This is a genomic window from Streptomyces natalensis ATCC 27448 (assembly GCF_000935125.1).
Taxonomy (GTDB): Bacteria; Actinomycetota; Actinomycetes; order Streptomycetales; family Streptomycetaceae; genus Streptomyces; species Streptomyces natalensis.
On record NZ_JRKI01000034.1, the window covers coordinates 394,499 to 410,280 of the forward strand.

Sequence of the window (15,782 nt, forward strand, 5' to 3'; positions counted from 1 at the left end):
TCACTTCCCCCCGAACTGCTGCGCCTGCGCGGAATCGGACTCGTGGTAGGTGGCAACCGTGCGGTCCAGGCCCGTGGCGTAGTTCTTCAGCCCGGCGCTCAGCTGCCGTAAGGACATCACCGTGTGACGGGTCATCTCCACGTACTGGGAGAGGACTTCGGTGGACTCGGACATCACGCCGAAGGCGTCGTCCACGTTCTCCGCCCGCGAGGCGAAAGCGCTGATGCGGTCGTCCAGATGGTCGGAAGAGGACGTGAAGTCCTTTGCCAGAGCCGTGACCGGCTCGGGATGTATCGAAAAATGCTCGTGCGCCATCGCAGTCCCCATGTTGAAGCCACGTGAGATCAGTTCACCCAGGGAGCGTAGGCAGAGGAAAACCGCACGTTCGCTTCATTGGCCATGGATTCACGGCCCCTTGATGCAATCCGAACGCCTCATAGATCAACTCATGAGACGAGCCAGCCCGACTCGGTCAGAGGGAGCAACCAGAAACCTGGCGACCACGCGCCTCCGCACCGAACCAGCCGCATGCGGTTGAGCTCGTGGAGGGCCGACACCGGTTCGTCTTCGCCCCTCGGTTACCGCTCGGCGCTGAGGATAACGACCTCCGAGACCAATGAAGCGATCACACGATGGGCCTCGGCGTAGTCCTCGCGTCGGCCGGTGCAGCGCTGGAGCGGGCGCCACTGCCGCAGTTCGACGTTGGCGTGCTCGACGCAGATCCGATCCGAGGACTGCCGCCGTCGCCTCTCCCTCCAGGCGTACTGCTCGCGGAGCGGCGCGTCATTCTTCGGCTTCTTCGGCGGGGCGCTGACCTGGTCGGGAAGCTCGTTCGCCAGCCCTCGGTAACCCTCGTCGACCTCGGCTGTCAGCTTCGAGTGAAGCCGGAGTTGCTCGGCGATGCCCTCGGTACGCATCGCGGTCTGGTCGTGCATCAGGCCCGGGCGGTCCGCACCCGACCACACCAGACGTCCCTGACCGTCGCTGATGATGGTTGTCTTGATGGTGTTCTGCTTCCTCTTGCCGGAGACGAAGGCCCGCCGTCCGGGCCGGTTGGTCTTGGGCCGGCGGACCTGGGTCTCGGCTCCGTCGATCCGCCGCCGGATCCCCTCGGCCTCGGCGTAGGCGAACACCTCGGCCAGAGTGCGCGGCCGGACCCCGGCGGTCGGGGACCGCGAATCCGCGCGCCGCCAGCAGCCCTCCGCCGTCACGGACGCCTCCGCGAAATCCGCCGACGCGGACCGGCCGGGCCGGCCTCTGGCCTGGGCTACGGAGGCGTGGACGAGCGGAAGAAGGCGGCGCGGCCTGACCGGGGTTGCTCTGGCGGTGGCGGCGCACTGGCGACCGTCGTGCCCGGAGCAGCTTGCCCCTGAGCCACACCCCATGGCGTAGACCACTTCCGTCACGCGATACTGCAGCGGTCCGGCAGTACACGCGCTCCCACAGCGGCGGAAGGACCCCAAGTCCCTTGAATTTCCTACGTGTTCGGATCGGCATCCTCGGTATGGCCCTGCTGGCGGGGCTGGTGGCACCCGCGACCACGGCGGCGGCCCGGGCCGCTCAGGGCGCCCTGACCCCGACCGTCGAGGAGCAGCGCCTCGACAAGGCGGCACCGCAGGAGATACTGCGGCGCTCCGGATTCGACTCCGTGGCCCCGGACTTCGCCCGCGACCTGACCCGGACTCACTCCTTTGAGCAGGCCCGCGGCATCGTCGTACGCGACGGTACGGCGCTGTGGCGGCACGCCGTCCACCGGGCGCAGGGGCGGGGCCCCGCGGGCGGCGACCTCAGCCGGGACGACGACCGGCCGCTGTACTGGGCGCGGCTCGGGATGACGCGGGACGTGCGCACGTGGGAGCCGGACTTCGGGATCGGTGACGCGCAACGCTCGGCCCTGCTGGACCAGTTGGAGCGGACCTCGCGCGGCCGGAGCGACATCCGCTACCCTTCGCGCGCCACGGGCATCAAGCGCATTCTCGTCACCGGCTTCGACCCGTTCACGCTGGACCAGGACATCAGGATCTCCAACCCGTCCGGGGCCGTCGCGCTCGCTCTCGACGGGAAGGTGATCCAGACCGACTCCGGACCGGCCCGCATCGAGGCCGTCACGTTCCCGGTGCGCTGGCAGGACTTCGCGAACGGGACGGTGGAGCGGACGCTGGCGCCGTACCTGCCGAAGGTCGACCTGTACACGACGGTCAGCCAGGGCCGGACGGGCCGCTTCGACGTCGAGCGGACGAACGGGGCCTGGCGCGGCGGCTACCCCGACAACGACAACATCAGCAGCACCGGGACCATCCCGGTCGCCGCCCCGGCCACACCACCGCAGTGGACGACGACCACCCTCCCCTACAAGGCGATCGTGACCGCGCACACCGGCCGGTTCCCGGCCTACGACCACACCGAGGTCACCGAGATCCCGACAGGGAGCACCGAACCCGTCGTACGCCCCGACGGCCCCACACCGGGCTCCACGGCCCGCGAGGGCGGCGGCGGCAACTACCTCTCCAATGAGATCGCCTACCGCGCGACCCTGCTGCGCGACCGGCTGGGCCTGCACGACACGCTGCCGGGCGGGCACGTGCACACACCGGTGCTCCAGTTCGGCGCCGGCAACACCGATCCGGCGACCGGAAAGATCACGGATCCGCAGTTCGTGCGGAACCGGCTGGCCATCATTGCGCAGCTACGGTCGATCCTGACGACGGCGGCGAATACGGCGCTGAAGTGACGTCGTCCCCGCCCGCGTTCCCGTCGCCTCGCGAGGTCAGTAGGTGTCGCTGGTGTGGTGGGGCCGGGAAGATCGCGCAACCCGCCGCCCGTTGTACGCCGAGGAGGCCCCGCTTCCCGCATCAGTTGGCGTGATAGCGGCAGTACTCGTCGTCGCAGCCGCCGGGCTCCCACTGCTCATCGATCCGCCACAGCAGCCCTTGCTCCTGGGGGGTGTTGGGCAGGCGGCACAGAACGTCGGTGGGAGAGTAGATCGGGCGGGCGTCGTCTTCGATGTGCTCGGGGTCGGTGCGGTAGAAGTCGTCGCGGCGGTCCCAGGGAAGGGTGTCTGGGTGAACCTCAACCCGGACCAGCCCGACCGCGTCATGGACTCCAAGTTCGCCTCCACCGATGCAGGGCGGGTGCTGCTGGAGGCCGACCTCCAGATGAAGCACGACTTCTTCAAGACGATGGACCCCAAGACCGACCTCGGACGCCGCTTCTGGGCCGCCCTCCCGCGGGTCGACGGGCGTCCGTGCTTCACCGGCATCCGCAACTGGATCGAGCCCAAGCCCGCCAAGGTGCGTGAGCAGGACGGCGGCATCTACATCCTCGATGCCCCCCTCGGCCTGAAGTCCGTCGAGCAGGACTTCTCCACGCAGCCCGGCGGCGGCGAAGGCGTCTGCCACCCCACCAAGGCGCAGCGCGACCAGGCCCAGCGGGTCATCAACCGGATGATCGTCCCCGCGGTGGAGAAGACCATCAACACCGCCGGCCAGTACGCCGACCTGCGCCGCGTCTACACCTCCCGCGTCGCAGCCGAGTACATCCGCCCCCAGGACGCCACTCAAACCAGCGACTACCACCACATCATCAACAGCAACGACGTGAAGCGGTGGCCGCTGCGCGCACCCCACCAGAACTGGGACAAGGACAAGCTGTTCCAGAAGTACCGGAACATCTTCATCAACGGCGAGTTCAAGTACAACGTGGACACCGCCCAGGGCGTCCAGGTGATGATCGTCGGCGGCGTCGACTTCTCCAAGGCTCCCAAGCGCAACATCACCCGCCTCCGCTTCCGCGCCCAGAACCACTATCTGCCGCGCCAGACCAGCACCTCGGTCAGGGCGGTCACCGATGACATCGAGCGCAAGGGGACGCTGCTGCTCGGCGGCAACTCGAACGGCCACAACGACGGCGGCACCGACACCCCCAACCCGCGGCCGACACCGAGCCACACCGGCAGGCCCGACCCGACCGGCAAGCCGTCGGCCCCGGCCCCCGAGCCGTCTGTCAGCGACTCCGCCGGCTACACCCCCGCCCCCACCCACGACCCGAAGGGCCCCGGCGGCGACCTCGCCCACACCGGCTCCGACACCCCCATCAGCCTGATCTCCGGAATCGCCGCCACCCTCGCGGCAGCCGGCGGCGCCCTGGTGTGGTGGATGCGACGCCGCCGCACCGCCCAGGAGTAGCCAGGCCCGTGTCCCGCGTACGCGGGGATGATCCGTAACCTGACCGGGCAACACCACCTCACACCGAAGGGCTCCACCCAACACGGGTGGAGCCCTTGACCATGTTTCAGCAGAGCACCGTCAGGAGGCGTTCCACGCGGCGCTGCCGCGCTTGCGGTACGGGGCAACGTCGACGTTGCCGAGCTCGTCGAGGTCCGCCACAGCGCCTACAGCCCCGACCACGCCCACCTGGCCGGCAGATTACGTACCAAAGCGCTCGACGGCCCCGGCTTCGCCGTGGTGACGGGCACGCCTGCCGGCACCATGAGCACCCAGGCGGCCCAGGAGTTCGCCACGTCGATGCTCCGCCACCTCGGCGAACCGCTTCCCCAGGGCCGGGGCCCGGACACTGCCCTGGGATGGCTGGTCCGGGATGAGGGCGTCTCGGCGTACACCGACGACCGCCGATTCCACGAGGACGCCTACACCTCCAAGTCACGCGGCTACCTGCACCTGCACAACGACCGGGCAGTCCAGCCCTTCGGCCAGCAACCCGACTGCGTCGCCCTCCTCATGCACCGGAAGGCCGTGCAGGGCGGCGCTTCCGTCCTGGTGGACGGCTGGGCGGTGCACCGCGTTCTTCGCGAGTCGTATCCGCACGCACTGGGCCTGCTCAACACGCCGTACCCCGTGGACCGCCGCCACGTCACGCCCCAGGGCGAGAGTCCCGTGGTGCGAGCGCCGGTGTTCGAGCAGGCCGACGGCCGTGTCCAGGTCCGATGCAACCTCAAACGCATCGAGACCGCCGCCGAACTGACCGGCGAGCCCATGCCACCCGATCAACGCGCGGCCGTCGAAACCCTGCGCCAGGTGCTGGCCCGCCCGGAGCTGAAGGTAACGATCCCGCTGGAGGAGGGCGACTGCCTCGTCATCGACGACCGGCGCGTCCTGCACGGCCGTACGTCCTATGAGGACCACGCCGACGCCGACCGCCGACGTTGCCTCATACGGGTCATGCTGCGGTGTGTGCCATGCAACCGGCGATCGAGCCGGAGGAGGTTCCCTTTCGGAAGCTCTCAGTCGTCTACGGCGTCGAATCCTTGCCGGCATTTGTGAGCTGACGGTGCGCGCGCCGTCCCGGTGTCGAAGTCTTCGTGGCCGCCGACCGGTGGTGAGCTTGCCAGGGGGCTGTGCTGCTTCGGGCGCACCGAGGCTGTGTCCGTGGCTACGTTCAGTGTTTTCGGCAGCCACCAGTTGGCCCGGCCCGCGAGCTGCATCACGGCTGGCACGAGCAGCGCGCGGATGATCGTGCAATCCAGCAGGACGGCCACGGCCAGACCGGCGCCCACGATGCGCAGATGACGCAGATCCGACAGCGCGAGCGAGGCCATGACGGTCGCGAATACGACCGCCGCCGAGGTGAACAGCCTTCCGCTGTGCTGCAGACCGGTGGCCACAGCCATCGGCGTGGAGATTCCTCGGCGGTGCTCCTCGACGATGCGTGACAGCAGAAACATCTCGTAATCCATCGACAGGCCGAAGGCGACCGAGAACATCAGAGGCGCGATCACATCAGTGACCCCCACACCCGCAGGTCCGAAGGAGGAACCGGCCAGCCATCCCTCTTGAAAGACGGCTACCAGGATCCCGAAGGTGGCCATCAGGCTCAGGGCGTTCAGCAGCAGTGCCTTCACCGGAATGAGGACACTGCCGGTGAACATCAGAATGAGCAGGAACGTGGCACAGGCCGCGAAGCCGACGGCGATCGGCAGTCGGTCGGTCAGCACGTGCTCGATGTCTGCCAGCCGGGCCCCTGGCCCTCCGACGAGTGCCGGCACCGGCGCGGGAACGCGGCGAAGCCGCTCGGCCAGTCGGCTGCCCTCAGGGGTGAGGGCGTCCCTCGTGGAAGGATCAACCGACAGCCACGTCCCGGCGTGCGCGGTGAACCGGGTCGCCTGGGCCGGCGGCAGGGCCGACTGCTGCCCTCGGCGGTAGGAGCCGGTCGTTGTGTCCACTCGCCGCACACTTGGGACGAGGGAGAGTCGGCGGGCGTACGCGTCGAGGGCTTCGGCGGAATGTGTGGCGTGCAGACCGGGGAGAACGACGGACGGCGCGCCAGATGCCGTCGTTGTGAAGGTGTCGCGCAGTTCCCGGTACGTCTGGGCGACCGGGGAGGACTGCGGAAGCAGTCGGTCGCCGTACAGGCCGAACCGCGTCAGAGCCGCTGGCGCGGCCAGGAGACCGAGCAGCACGAGCGCGCCGAGCACGACCGCAGCCGGCCTCCTTGTCACCCATACGGCCAGCCGGAACCAGACTCCCTTGGCCCCCTCATGAGCGTGCACCGTCCCCCGCGGTCGCAGCCGGGCGAAGACGTCCCACCGGTTCACTTCTTTTCCGAGCAGCACCAGCAGCGCGGGGACCACCAGGAGCGCCACCGTGGCGGAGAAGATGACGACCGCGACGCCGCCGTAGGCGATCGAACGGATCAGCGGCAGCGGGAAGACCAGCAGCGTACACAGGGACACGGCGACGATGGCCCCGGAGAACGCCACTGCGCGTCCAGCCGTGCGCAGCGTCGTCCCCACGGCCGGGCCAGGAGCCCTTCCTTGCGCCAGCTCCTCTCGGTAGCGACTGACCAGGAGCAGGCAGTAGTCCACGGCAAGCCCGAAGCCCAGGGCCGTGGTGATATTGACTGCGAATGCCGACACCGAGGTCACGTCGGTCAGCAGGCGCAGGAACGCAGTGGTGGTGACGACAGCGAGGACGCCCACCACCATCGGGATCAGCGCGGCCACCGCGCTCCCGAATGTCCACAGCAGGACCGACAGCACGAGGGGCATGGTCACGATCTCGGCCAAGCGCAGGCCGCGCTCGCTGAGGCGCTCGCTCTCGGAGAGAACGGCAGTCTCACCCGCCGCGGAGACCCGCAGCGGGCCAGACCTCCCGGTGTACCGGGCGATGGCGTCGTCACCGGCCGAACGCACCGCCCGTTCGTCCCCGCGGAACCGGACCAGTACCAGAGCGTGGTGCCGGTCGGCCGTGCGCAACTCAGAGAGACTGTGCGGCCAGTAGCCACGCACCCATGCGGTGCGGGGATCGGCCGCGAGCCTGTCGGTCAGGTCCCGGCCTGCCCTCGCGGTCCCGGCTTCGTCGACAGAGCCGGAGGTTTCGGCGAGCAGCAGGAGGTGTGGCTCGCCGACGCCGAAGCGGGAGACCAGCACGGCATCGGCACGGAGAAACTCAGCGGAGGCAGGCATGAGGGTTTCAGGCGATAGCCGGCCACCGATCCCGCGCGCTCCCACGGCCGCCACGCACCCCAGCAGACACACCAGGAGCAGCACCACGCAGGCGCCACGCCGCGAGCCATGGACGGCGCTGAGGCACCCCCGCACTTCACCACCTGCACCGATCCCGCTGCCCATGCCGAGGTAACGATCGGCGGCAGACCGTGTCACTCTCACCGCGACCGGGTCCGGCGGTGGACATCAGGACTTGGCCGGCTGCGCTGTCTCAACACCAGGCACCCGACCGGCAACCTCTCAAGGCATACCGCCAAAGACAAAGACCAAGAAGCCGAGATCCAGGCCGTCCCCGGGGCCGGCATGCGGCGGCGACAAAGCATCGGTCAAGAACGTCGGGAGCGCTCGCGCAGCGGCTCACCGGCCTTGTGCAGATGGCGCAGAACTTCCCCCCCACGAGGTGGCCGGGCTCGCCTCGTGGTACGGGATCCCGAGTTCGGCGCAATAGTCGCGGACGACCACCTGGGCACGGCGCAGATTCGGGGTCGGCATGCTCGGGAAGAGGTGGTGTTCGATCTGGTAGTTGAGGCCACCGAGGGCCATGTCCGTGGCGACGCCGCTGCGCACGTTGCGCGAGGTAAGCACCTGGCGCCGCAGGAAGTCGGGGCGCTCCATGCCCGACATCGTCGGCATGCCCGAGACATGGAGATTGGCTGCTTCCAGGGTGAGCAGAGGGAAGAACAGCGGAGCCTGGTAGCGGCCGATGAAGCCGGGCAGCCCGCGGTTTCTGTTCTCGACGCAGCAAACTACAGAGAACTTCCGACTCAGGTCACCCGGTCGCCTCCGGCAGATTCTGCTCGCGGCCCGGGCCCTCCGTCGGACGAGGGCAAAGGGCTCTGCGGACCACGCCCTTGGCCAGGTCCTTGGACCTATACCATGTCCCCACGCCGTACGCTGCCGTCCGGTGACCGAGTCCGCGCAATCGTCCCCTTGTGCCCGCCCTGCGGTCCAGCAATTCCTGGAAGACTGCCTCGTACATCGCGACGATCCGCGCCGTGTCATACCGGGAGCCCTTCTTCAAGGCTGCTCGGCCCATACGCTTGCGGCGCTCGTCGTCATTGATCAACTCCAGCATCGCGCCGGCCAACGCATGGGGATCACGCGGCGCGACCAGCAGGCCGTCCACGCCGTGCTCGATGATCTCTCCAGGCCCCAGTGGGCAGTCGGTGCTCACGACCGGCAGACCGACCCTCATCGCCTCGACGATGGTCATGCCGAAGGACTCCATGCTCGAGGAGACGACCAGCATGGAGCCCTTGGCCATCTCTGGTTCGACGGGCGTGACCGAGCCCATCAACGTCATCGCGTCGTCGAGATCCAGTTGGCTGACAAGCCGTAACAGCTTCTCCTTCTCGGGTCCTCCGCCGTACAGCCGGAGGCCCCAGTCCGGCCGCTCGGCTCGGACCTTGGCGAAGGCCAGAATCAGGTCCCCGTACCGTTTCACAGGAGCCAGCCGGCCGACCGCGACCACATGCTTGGCGTCCAGTGTGCTGGGCGCGATCCCCGGAGGGGGGACACTGTTGGGCATCGCCTGGATCCGCACACCCGGTAGCCACAGCCTGCGGCGGTAGGAGGCGGCATCGGCTTCGGTGGTCGTCGTGATCGCGTCCAGCCGTGGATACACACGGCGCACTCTGAGCACCAACCGGGTGGGATGGGTGTTCAGCGTCAGATGCTCCTGCCCGATCCGCACCAGGCGGCGTGGGGCCTGCCGGGCGATGTGCACGTTCAGGCCCGGTCGGGTTCCGATCACGATGTCGGCGTCCAAGGCCCGCAGATCGGCGCCGAGCCGTTCGTCTGTCAGTTCACTGTACTGCGGGTAACGGCCGTCCTCGCGTGGGAAGACCTTCGAGGGGCGCTTGGTGAGCGGGTGATTGCCCTCGTAGGACGCGCTCTTCTTCCGCAGATCCACAAGGAATCGCAGCCGCACTCGCGGGTCGAGGAAGAGTTGGTGTTCCGTCCGGTACCGGAACACCGAGACGATCTCGACCTTGTGCCGCTCGACCAGGCCGTTGGCCAGATTGAACGTGGTGCGGATGGTCCCGCCGATTCCGTAGGCGTGGTGGATCAAGAATGAAATGCGCATGCGTCCCTGTTGTTCTTACCGCTACTGCGGACTGCGTGTTCCGTCTTTTCAGGCTTGGCTCCTGCCCCTCAAGGGGCGGACGTCAACGCCCGTTCGCCCATACGGCCCCGGGGGATTCTCGAAGCGTTCGCGGAGTACGCACGGTCCGCTGGTGCACCCGGGGCGGCGGACTCGCGTCAAGAACGTCGCTGCCAAAGACTCATAGGGCCTTTTGTGACGGCGTTCGTCAGGAGTCGGCAGCAGGCTGCGGCACCACGACGGGCGCCATAGAAGTCACGGACTCCTCGGGAGATGTGCCAGCCGGAACAGCCGAAGCTGTGGCGACCATTGGTGGTTGACGGGCGCGAACATCGCTGCGCAGTGCTCCGCATCGTTAACCGCTGTGCGCCCTTCCACCCTCTCGGGACGAACCTTGTCAAGAGGCGCTTTCTCCTGGGGGTGGCCGTTACAACCGTGGCCCGAATTCCTCGGCTGTGGCGGTGAGGACGGTGAGACGAGTTTGCGAGGAGTCAACGAGTCCTGCTGTTCGGCTGCTCAGGTCAGGACGTCGCAGGCCGCCTGCGGGGCTGGCGGGAATTTCACCCTGCCTTGCTCACAGAACAACCGAGGCAGCCGGCGCGGAGTTGCCAGGGCATGGCGCCGTGCTCCCCGTCAGTGTGCTCCAGCCTGGCGACGACAGCCGCAGCGGTAACCCGCCCAGGTGAAATGTCGGCCTGCTCAGTTGTCCATGTGATCTATAACCGATGTTCCTTGGCACACGACAAGTGCTCTGCAGAAATCTGGAGAAAGACGACTGCCTCATGACGCTGGTGCGAGGCTTGGCCTCATCGTCCCGCCGTGATGTACTCACCGCCGTGGTGCTGAGCGCCACCGTCCCCGTGGGGGTGCTGGCTGGCTTGGGGAGACGGGACTCACGGGCCACGCCGAAGCATTGGCCACCGGTTCTGAGCACGGCGGCATCCTCGGGTTCCCGGGCGGACGCCGAGCCGTCCAGAACCGAGGAGTCGGTCCTGCAAATCGTTGCCCACCCTGACGACGATCTGTTCTTCATCAACCCGGAGGTCGGCCAGTCACTGCGCAGTGGCCGTCCGCTGGCTTCGGTCTATCTGACGTCCGGCGAGGCCAACGGCGTCAATGGCCCGGACCCGAGCGTGCACTTTGGACTGTGCCGGCCCGTGCCGGACAAGGCGAAGTACGCCAAGGCGCGGCAGAACGGCATCCGCGCGGCCTACGCCGAGATGGTGACCGGCGACGCAGGACACCCTTGGCGGCGCACCGCCCTTGCCACAGCGGGCGGCGGCCTCGCCGAGCTCGACACGCTCCAGGGGTACCCCCACATCCACCTGGTCTGGACGCTGCTTCATGAGGCCGGCAGCATCACTGGTGACCGCCCGCAGAGCCTGCACGCACTGTGGGACGGCCGGACCCGCAGCATCCGCTCCCAGCTTGCGTACGGCGGTCTGGTCATCCGCGACTTCTCCTACAGCGCGGCACAGCTCATCCAGACCCTGGTCGGCTATCTGGAACTCTTCCGGCCGACCCATGTCCGGATGCAGGATCCGACTCCTGGTCGACTGGACCGCAACCACAAGTACGCCGATCACCAGGATCACTTGTACGGCGCCCGGTTCGTCCAGCAGGCTCTCGCACGCTACGCCTCCGCCGGCGAGCGCCCGCACTTCACCGTCCAGACCTACCTCGGTTACTTCAACGGTGGTCTGCCAGGCACTCTCGACCCAGCCTCCGGCGAATCCAAGGCCCGCACCGTGGAGACATATTCCTGGAGCCGCGCGCCGCGGAAGTCATGTCAGGACCCGGCGGGCTGCGGCGACAAAAACGTGGCCGCACACCCCAAGCGCCACTGGTCGCACAGCATCCACCACGCCCGCGACACCGGCACCTGCTGGCTACAGACCGGCAAGGACGACAGCCTGTGGGCCTTCGCCGTGCTCAGCGGCCGCATCGCACTCTGGCACCGCCCGGCGAGCGGCACCGGTCAGTTGAGTGAGGGGCAGTGGTTCGGGCCCACGCTGCTCCCGGGGACCGGCATCGACGCGGGCGTCCGTCCGATCACGCTCCCCGACGGACGCATCGCCGTCTTCGGCACCCGCACTCTCATCGGCAGGCACCCTGGCGACTATCGCAGGGAGGTGGGCTTCACCGTCCAGCGGGACGCGGACCCCTCATTCGGCTCCTGGCATTCGCTGGGCACCCCGGAGCGGTGCGACCATGCCGGCACCTCGGATATCAGTGCCCCCGCGGTCTCGGTGAACGCCGACAACACGGTGACGGTGTTCCTGCGCGACAGCAGGCATCAGCTGACCGCCCGCACCGGACTCGCAGGCGGAAGCTGGACACCCTGGCGATACCTGGGCGGCGAGGAGGTACACGGCGACCCGGTCGTCGCCAGGGACAGCATGGGCCGCACCTACATCCTGGGCAGCACACCGCACTCCGTGCTGGCCTGGGTCCACCCGCCGGCCGCATCCGCCCGCGGTCCGCTGCTCACCGGGCTGCCGCCCACCACCTTGCCGTTGACCGTCCGGCGAGACGGCGACGGCATCCGTGTCTACTTCCGCAAACCCCACTCCGGGAACGTGCTGACCGCTCAGCTTCGCGCAGCCGACCTCGTATCCGCGCGGTCGCACACGTACCCGTGGCCGAGCAACGCATCCTCCCCGGTGGAAGTCACCGACCTGGGCGGGCCACAGGGCTACGGTCCGGTGAGCGTCATCCGCACCGGCTGCGGCGGCCTCCTGCTGGCAGCACGGTCTGCCACCGGAGACCTGGCAACGGCCTGGAGCACATCTGCTGCTCCCAAGCGCCGGCTGCGCTGGAGCCACACCGGCATCCTCCTCGCCGGTGCCCCCTCCAGCAACCAACTCGCGTCCGGCGACGCCGCACTGACCGCACTCGGTCTCGACGGCCGCCTGTACTGGACGCACACCACGAAGAAGGGGCCCATTCTCGCCCCCTGGCAGCCGGCAGTGCCCCAAGCATCTTCCGCCCGCTGATCCACCCTGAGAGAGGGCCGTTGCCGTGCCCGACGAACCCTCGGTGCTGTTCGGGCGCGTGCGCGACGGTCCTTCCTACCGCCTGCGCGGATGGCGTCCCGCGTGATGGTGCAGGCGATCACGGTGCGGGTGTGCGCGGGCGTGTGCCTGGGGCGTGAAACAACTTCTGAACTTGTCGTTCAACCATCGGCTCGAACGCCGCGTCGAGCATGGGTCACCCGTATGCGCTTTCTCCGGATGATGGAGCAGCCGACACTGTCGGATGTGCCGAGGAAGAACTGCTGGACGATCGCGGAGTGAGCTGGGGAGGCCAGCCCGCACGGCATGCAGCATCTGTTGTGCCGGGCCGCCTGGGATGCCGACGCTGTCCGTGATGACGTGCGCGAATACGTCGTCGAGCACTTCCACGACGAGGCCGCGGTGCTGGTCGTTCGACGAAACCGGGGATAACTGGCCCGAGTGATGATCGAACGCTTCCTGGACGCCGGGCACCCAGTGGGCTGGGTCACGGGGGACGAGGTCTACGGCGGCAACCCAAAACTGCGGGCGGTCTTGGAGGAACGCGGCATCGGCTACGTCCTCGCGGTGGCCTGCTCGGCCGAACTGCCCACCAGCGCGGGCACGTTCCGCGCCGATGCCCTGGTGAAGAAGGTGCCGAAGCGAGCCTGGCAGAAGCTCTCGGCCGGACGCTGCGCGAAGGGACAGCGGTTCTACGACTGGGCCGTCATCGACCTCGCCGAAGCGGCACCGGGCCACCACCAACTACTGATCCGCCGCAACCGCACCACCGGCGAACTCGCCTACTACCGCTGTCACTCCGCCACGCCGGCATCCCTGGCCACCCTGGTCAAGGTCGCAGGTTCCCGTTCCAGATGGCGGGTGGAGGAGACCTTCCACAGCGAGAAGGGAATGGCCGGACTGGATGAGCACCAAGTCCGCCGCTACCCCTCCTGGACCCGCTGGGTCACCCTCGCCATGCTGGCCCATGCCTTTCTCGCCGTCGTCCGCGCCGACGAACACGAAAACCACCCCACACCCGGACGACGTGATCCCGCTCGGCCGTGTCCTGGCCGGGGCGAACTGCCACGACTCTCCGCTGCTGGCTTCGGCCTTGGACCGCCTCACGGACCTCGGGCCGCTGCCCGAGGAGATCACGGTGCACCTGGACGCCGGCTACGACTCGAACAAGACCCGCGCCCTGCTCGACGAACGCGGGCTGCACGGCCAGATAGCGCACAGGGCGAGAAAGCCCCATCCAGGCAAGCCGGCGCCGGCACGTCGAGCGCACCCACGCCTGGCAGAACGCCTTCCGACGCCTCTCGCACTGCTACGGACGCCGCGCCGCCGTGATCGACGCCTTCTTCGACCTCACGGACACGATCATCACCGTCCGCGGTCTGATCAGGCGATCCTGGACCACCCACCGCTGGGACAACCGCCCGAGGCGACGCCCGTGATCCCACGCCTATCCGCGCGAGCTCTTAGGTGGCAGAGGTGCGGCGGCCGCCTCGGCGGTCGGAGCTGCGGCCGCCGGTCCTGACAGAGCCGCCCGTGTCTCCGCCGGCCGCCGCCCGTCGGCCGGATCCGCGGGCAGCCTTGCCGGAGGCAGCGCCGGTCGCCGCACCGGCCGCGGACCGGCGGTCGGAGCTGCGGTCGCCCCCTCCGGCGGCACCGCCCGTGGCCCCGCCGGATCCCGCCCGGCGGGCAGAACCGCGCCCCCCGGTTGCGGAGGTGCCACCAGAGGCTGTCGTCCCGGCAGCGGCCCGGCGGTCGGAGCCCCGGCTCCCGGTCCTGGTGGCAGCACCTGTCGCCGCTTTGGCCCCGCCGTCGTTTCGGCGTCGGCGGCCGGATCGCCTGCCGGGCTCGGCGCCGGCCTTCCGGTCCGGGCGGGACGCCGTCTGTGTCGCCGGCTGGGGGACCTCAATGGTGACGGCTACGCCGGAAGGCTCGCGGGCGCCGGTGATGGTGGCCAGTTCCGCGTCGCTGGAGGTGACGCGGGCCGTGCGGGGGCGGATGCCCGCGTCCGTCATGAGCCGGGTGACGTCCCGTTTCTGGGCGGGCAGGACCAGCGTGACCACGCTGCCGAAGCCACCGGCACGGGCCGTGCGGCCGCCCCGGTGGAGGTAGTCCTTGTGGTCGGTGGGGGGATCGACGTTCACGACGAGGTCGAGGTCGTCGATATGTATGCCCCGGGCCGCCACGTTCGTCGCCACCAGCGCGCTGACCTGGCCGTTCTTGAACTGCTCCAGGGTGCGGTTGCGCTGCGGCTGGGAGCGGCCTCCGTGCAGCGCCGCCGCACGGACACCGACGGCCAGGAGCTGCTTGGCGAGCCGGTCGGCGGACCTTTTGGTGTCGAGGAAGAGGATGACCTGGCCGTCACGGGCCGCGATGCGCTTGGTGACGGCCTTCTTGTCGGTCTCGTCCTGGACGTGGAGCACGTGGTGCTCCATGGTGGTCACCGCTCCCGCGGACGGGTCCACGGAATGGACTACGGGGTCGGTCAAAAACCGCTGCACCAGGCGGTCGATGTTGCGGTCCAGGGTGGCCGAGAAGAGCATGCGCTGTCCGTCGGGCCGTACCTGCTGGATCAGCTTGGTGATCTGCGGCAGGAAGCCCATGTCGGTCATCTGGTCGGCTTCGTCCAGCACCGTGATGCGTACGTCGCCGAGCACGCAGTCCCCGCGTTCCACGAGGTCGTTGAGCCTGCCGGGAGTCGCCACGACCACCTCGGCACCGCGCCGGAGCGTACCGGCCTGCTTGGTGATGGACAGCCCGCCGACCACGGTGGCCAGCCGGAGGTTCACAGCCGTCGCGTAGGGGGCCAGTGCGTCCGCCACCTGCTGGGCGAGTTCACGGGTGGGCACCAGCACGAGGGCGAGGGGCGCCCTGGGCTCCGCACGCAGTCCGGCCGTGCGGGCCAGCAGCGCCAGCCCGAACGCGAGGGTCTTGCCGGAACCGGTGCGTCCCCGTCCCAGCAGGTCACGGCCGGCGAGCGAGTTGGGCAGGGTGGCGGCCTGGATGGGGAAAGGGGTGGTCACGCCCTGCGCGGTGAGGGTCTTCAGCAGCCCCGCGGGCATGTCCAGGCCGGCGAAGTCCTCGACGGCGGGAAGTGCGGGGGTCGTGTTTTCCGGCAGCCGGAATTCCCTCGGCGCCGACACGGGCGATGACGGGGACGAGGCGCGCCGGTTCGGCTTCTGGGACCTGCGGGACATGCGGTTGT

General features: G+C 68.8%; 10 protein-coding genes and 3 pseudogenes. 6 read left to right on the plus strand and 7 right to left on the minus strand.

Annotated features, from left to right (window positions below):
* Both SNA_RS26410 and SNA_RS26415 read right to left on the minus strand, forming a co-directional pair.
* Window positions 1-315, minus strand: a complete 315-nt coding sequence (locus SNA_RS26410; protein WP_030063278.1) for a type VII secretion target — start codon at window positions 313-315, stop codon at window positions 1-3.
* A 263-nt stretch (window positions 316-578) separates the two neighbouring features.
* Window positions 579-1,211 (minus strand): transposase family protein, encoded by a 633-nt coding sequence (locus SNA_RS26415; RefSeq protein ID WP_051877057.1) that lies wholly within the window; start codon window positions 1,209-1,211, stop codon window positions 579-581.
* Window positions 1,212-1,468: 257 nt separating this feature from the next.
* Between SNA_RS26415 and SNA_RS26420 the strand changes: the two genes are divergently transcribed.
* Window positions 1,469-2,731 (plus strand): pyroglutamyl-peptidase I, encoded by a 1,263-nt coding sequence (locus SNA_RS26420; protein ID WP_198535137.1) that lies wholly within the window; start codon window positions 1,469-1,471, stop codon window positions 2,729-2,731.
* A 121-nt stretch (window positions 2,732-2,852) separates the two neighbouring features.
* On the opposite strand, the gene SNA_RS42785 is transcribed toward SNA_RS26420, so the two are convergent.
* Entirely contained in the window at window positions 2,853-3,164 is a 312-nt protein-coding gene (locus SNA_RS42785) for a hypothetical protein (RefSeq protein ID WP_157880099.1), read from the minus strand.
* Between SNA_RS42785 and SNA_RS38640 the strand changes: the two genes are divergently transcribed.
* Both SNA_RS38640 and SNA_RS26430 read left to right on the plus strand, forming a co-directional pair.
* Window positions 3,156-4,184, plus strand: a complete 1,029-nt coding sequence (locus SNA_RS38640) for an LPXTG cell wall anchor domain-containing protein (protein WP_157880100.1) — start codon at window positions 3,156-3,158, stop codon at window positions 4,182-4,184. The genes SNA_RS42785 and SNA_RS38640 overlap by 9 nt on opposite strands.
* Window positions 4,185-4,412: 228 nt before the next feature.
* A complete protein-coding gene (locus tag SNA_RS26430; RefSeq protein ID WP_078970213.1) occupies window positions 4,413-5,279 on the plus strand; it encodes a TauD/TfdA family dioxygenase in 867 nt (288 codons plus the stop codon).
* Here SNA_RS26430 and SNA_RS26435 read toward each other — a convergent pair.
* The 3 genes and pseudogenes from SNA_RS26435 to SNA_RS26445 all read right to left on the minus strand — a co-directional run bounded on the left by SNA_RS26435 (window position 5,240) and on the right by SNA_RS26445 (window position 9,548).
* Window positions 5,240-7,420 (minus strand): MMPL family transporter, encoded by a 2,181-nt coding sequence (locus SNA_RS26435; RefSeq protein ID WP_051877454.1) that lies wholly within the window; start codon window positions 7,418-7,420, stop codon window positions 5,240-5,242. The two genes, SNA_RS26430 and SNA_RS26435, sit on opposite strands and share 40 nt — an antisense overlap.
* 368 nt (window positions 7,421-7,788) lie before the next feature.
* Window positions 7,789-8,188: pseudogene (locus SNA_RS40470) on the minus strand (fatty acid desaturase); the annotation flags it as partial.
* A gap of 43 nt (window positions 8,189-8,231) precedes the next feature.
* Window positions 8,232-9,548 (minus strand): glycosyltransferase family 4 protein, encoded by a 1,317-nt coding sequence (locus tag SNA_RS26445; protein ID WP_044367027.1) that lies wholly within the window; start codon window positions 9,546-9,548, stop codon window positions 8,232-8,234.
* An 800-nt stretch (window positions 9,549-10,348) separates the two neighbouring features.
* On the opposite strand from SNA_RS26445, the gene SNA_RS26450 reads away from it, so the two are divergent.
* The 3 genes and pseudogenes from SNA_RS26450 to SNA_RS26460 all read left to right on the plus strand — a co-directional run.
* Window positions 10,349-12,562, plus strand: coding sequence for a PIG-L family deacetylase (locus SNA_RS26450; RefSeq protein WP_030069297.1), 2,214 nt, complete (start codon window positions 10,349-10,351; stop codon window positions 12,560-12,562).
* 222 nt (window positions 12,563-12,784) lie between these two features.
* Window positions 12,785-13,600: pseudogene (locus SNA_RS40475) on the plus strand (IS701 family transposase); the annotation flags it as partial.
* A gap of 10 nt (window positions 13,601-13,610) precedes the next feature.
* Window positions 13,611-14,019, plus strand: a pseudogene (locus SNA_RS26460) (transposase); the annotation flags it as partial.
* A gap of 24 nt (window positions 14,020-14,043) precedes the next feature.
* On the opposite strand, the gene SNA_RS26465 reads toward SNA_RS26460, so the two are convergent.
* On the minus strand, window positions 14,044-15,774 hold the full coding sequence (locus SNA_RS26465) for a DEAD/DEAH box helicase (RefSeq protein ID WP_044367042.1): 1,731 nt from the start codon (window positions 15,772-15,774) through the stop codon (window positions 14,044-14,046).
* Window positions 15,775-15,782 lie beyond the last annotated feature (8 nt).

Bases quoted from the DNA above. Each gene is read 5' to 3' on its own strand.
- SNA_RS26410 (WP_030063278.1), bottom strand. From the start codon at position 315: ATGGCGCACGAGCATTTTTCGATACATCCCGAGCCGGTCACGGCTCTG.
- SNA_RS38640 (WP_157880100.1), top strand. From the start codon at position 3,156: ATGAAGCACGACTTCTTCAAGACGATGGACCCCAAGACCGACCTCGGA.
- SNA_RS26435 (WP_051877454.1), bottom strand. From the start codon at position 7,420: ATGCCTGCCTCCGCTGAGTTTCTCCGTGCCGATGCCGTGCTGGTCTCC.
- SNA_RS26445 (WP_044367027.1), bottom strand. From the start codon at position 9,548: ATGCGCATTTCATTCTTGATCCACCACGCCTACGGAATCGGCGGGACC.
- SNA_RS26450 (WP_030069297.1), top strand. From the start codon at position 10,349: ATGACGCTGGTGCGAGGCTTGGCCTCATCGTCCCGCCGTGATGTACTC.
- SNA_RS26465 (WP_044367042.1), bottom strand. From the start codon at position 15,774: ATGTCCCGCAGGTCCCAGAAGCCGAACCGGCGCGCCTCGTCCCCGTCA.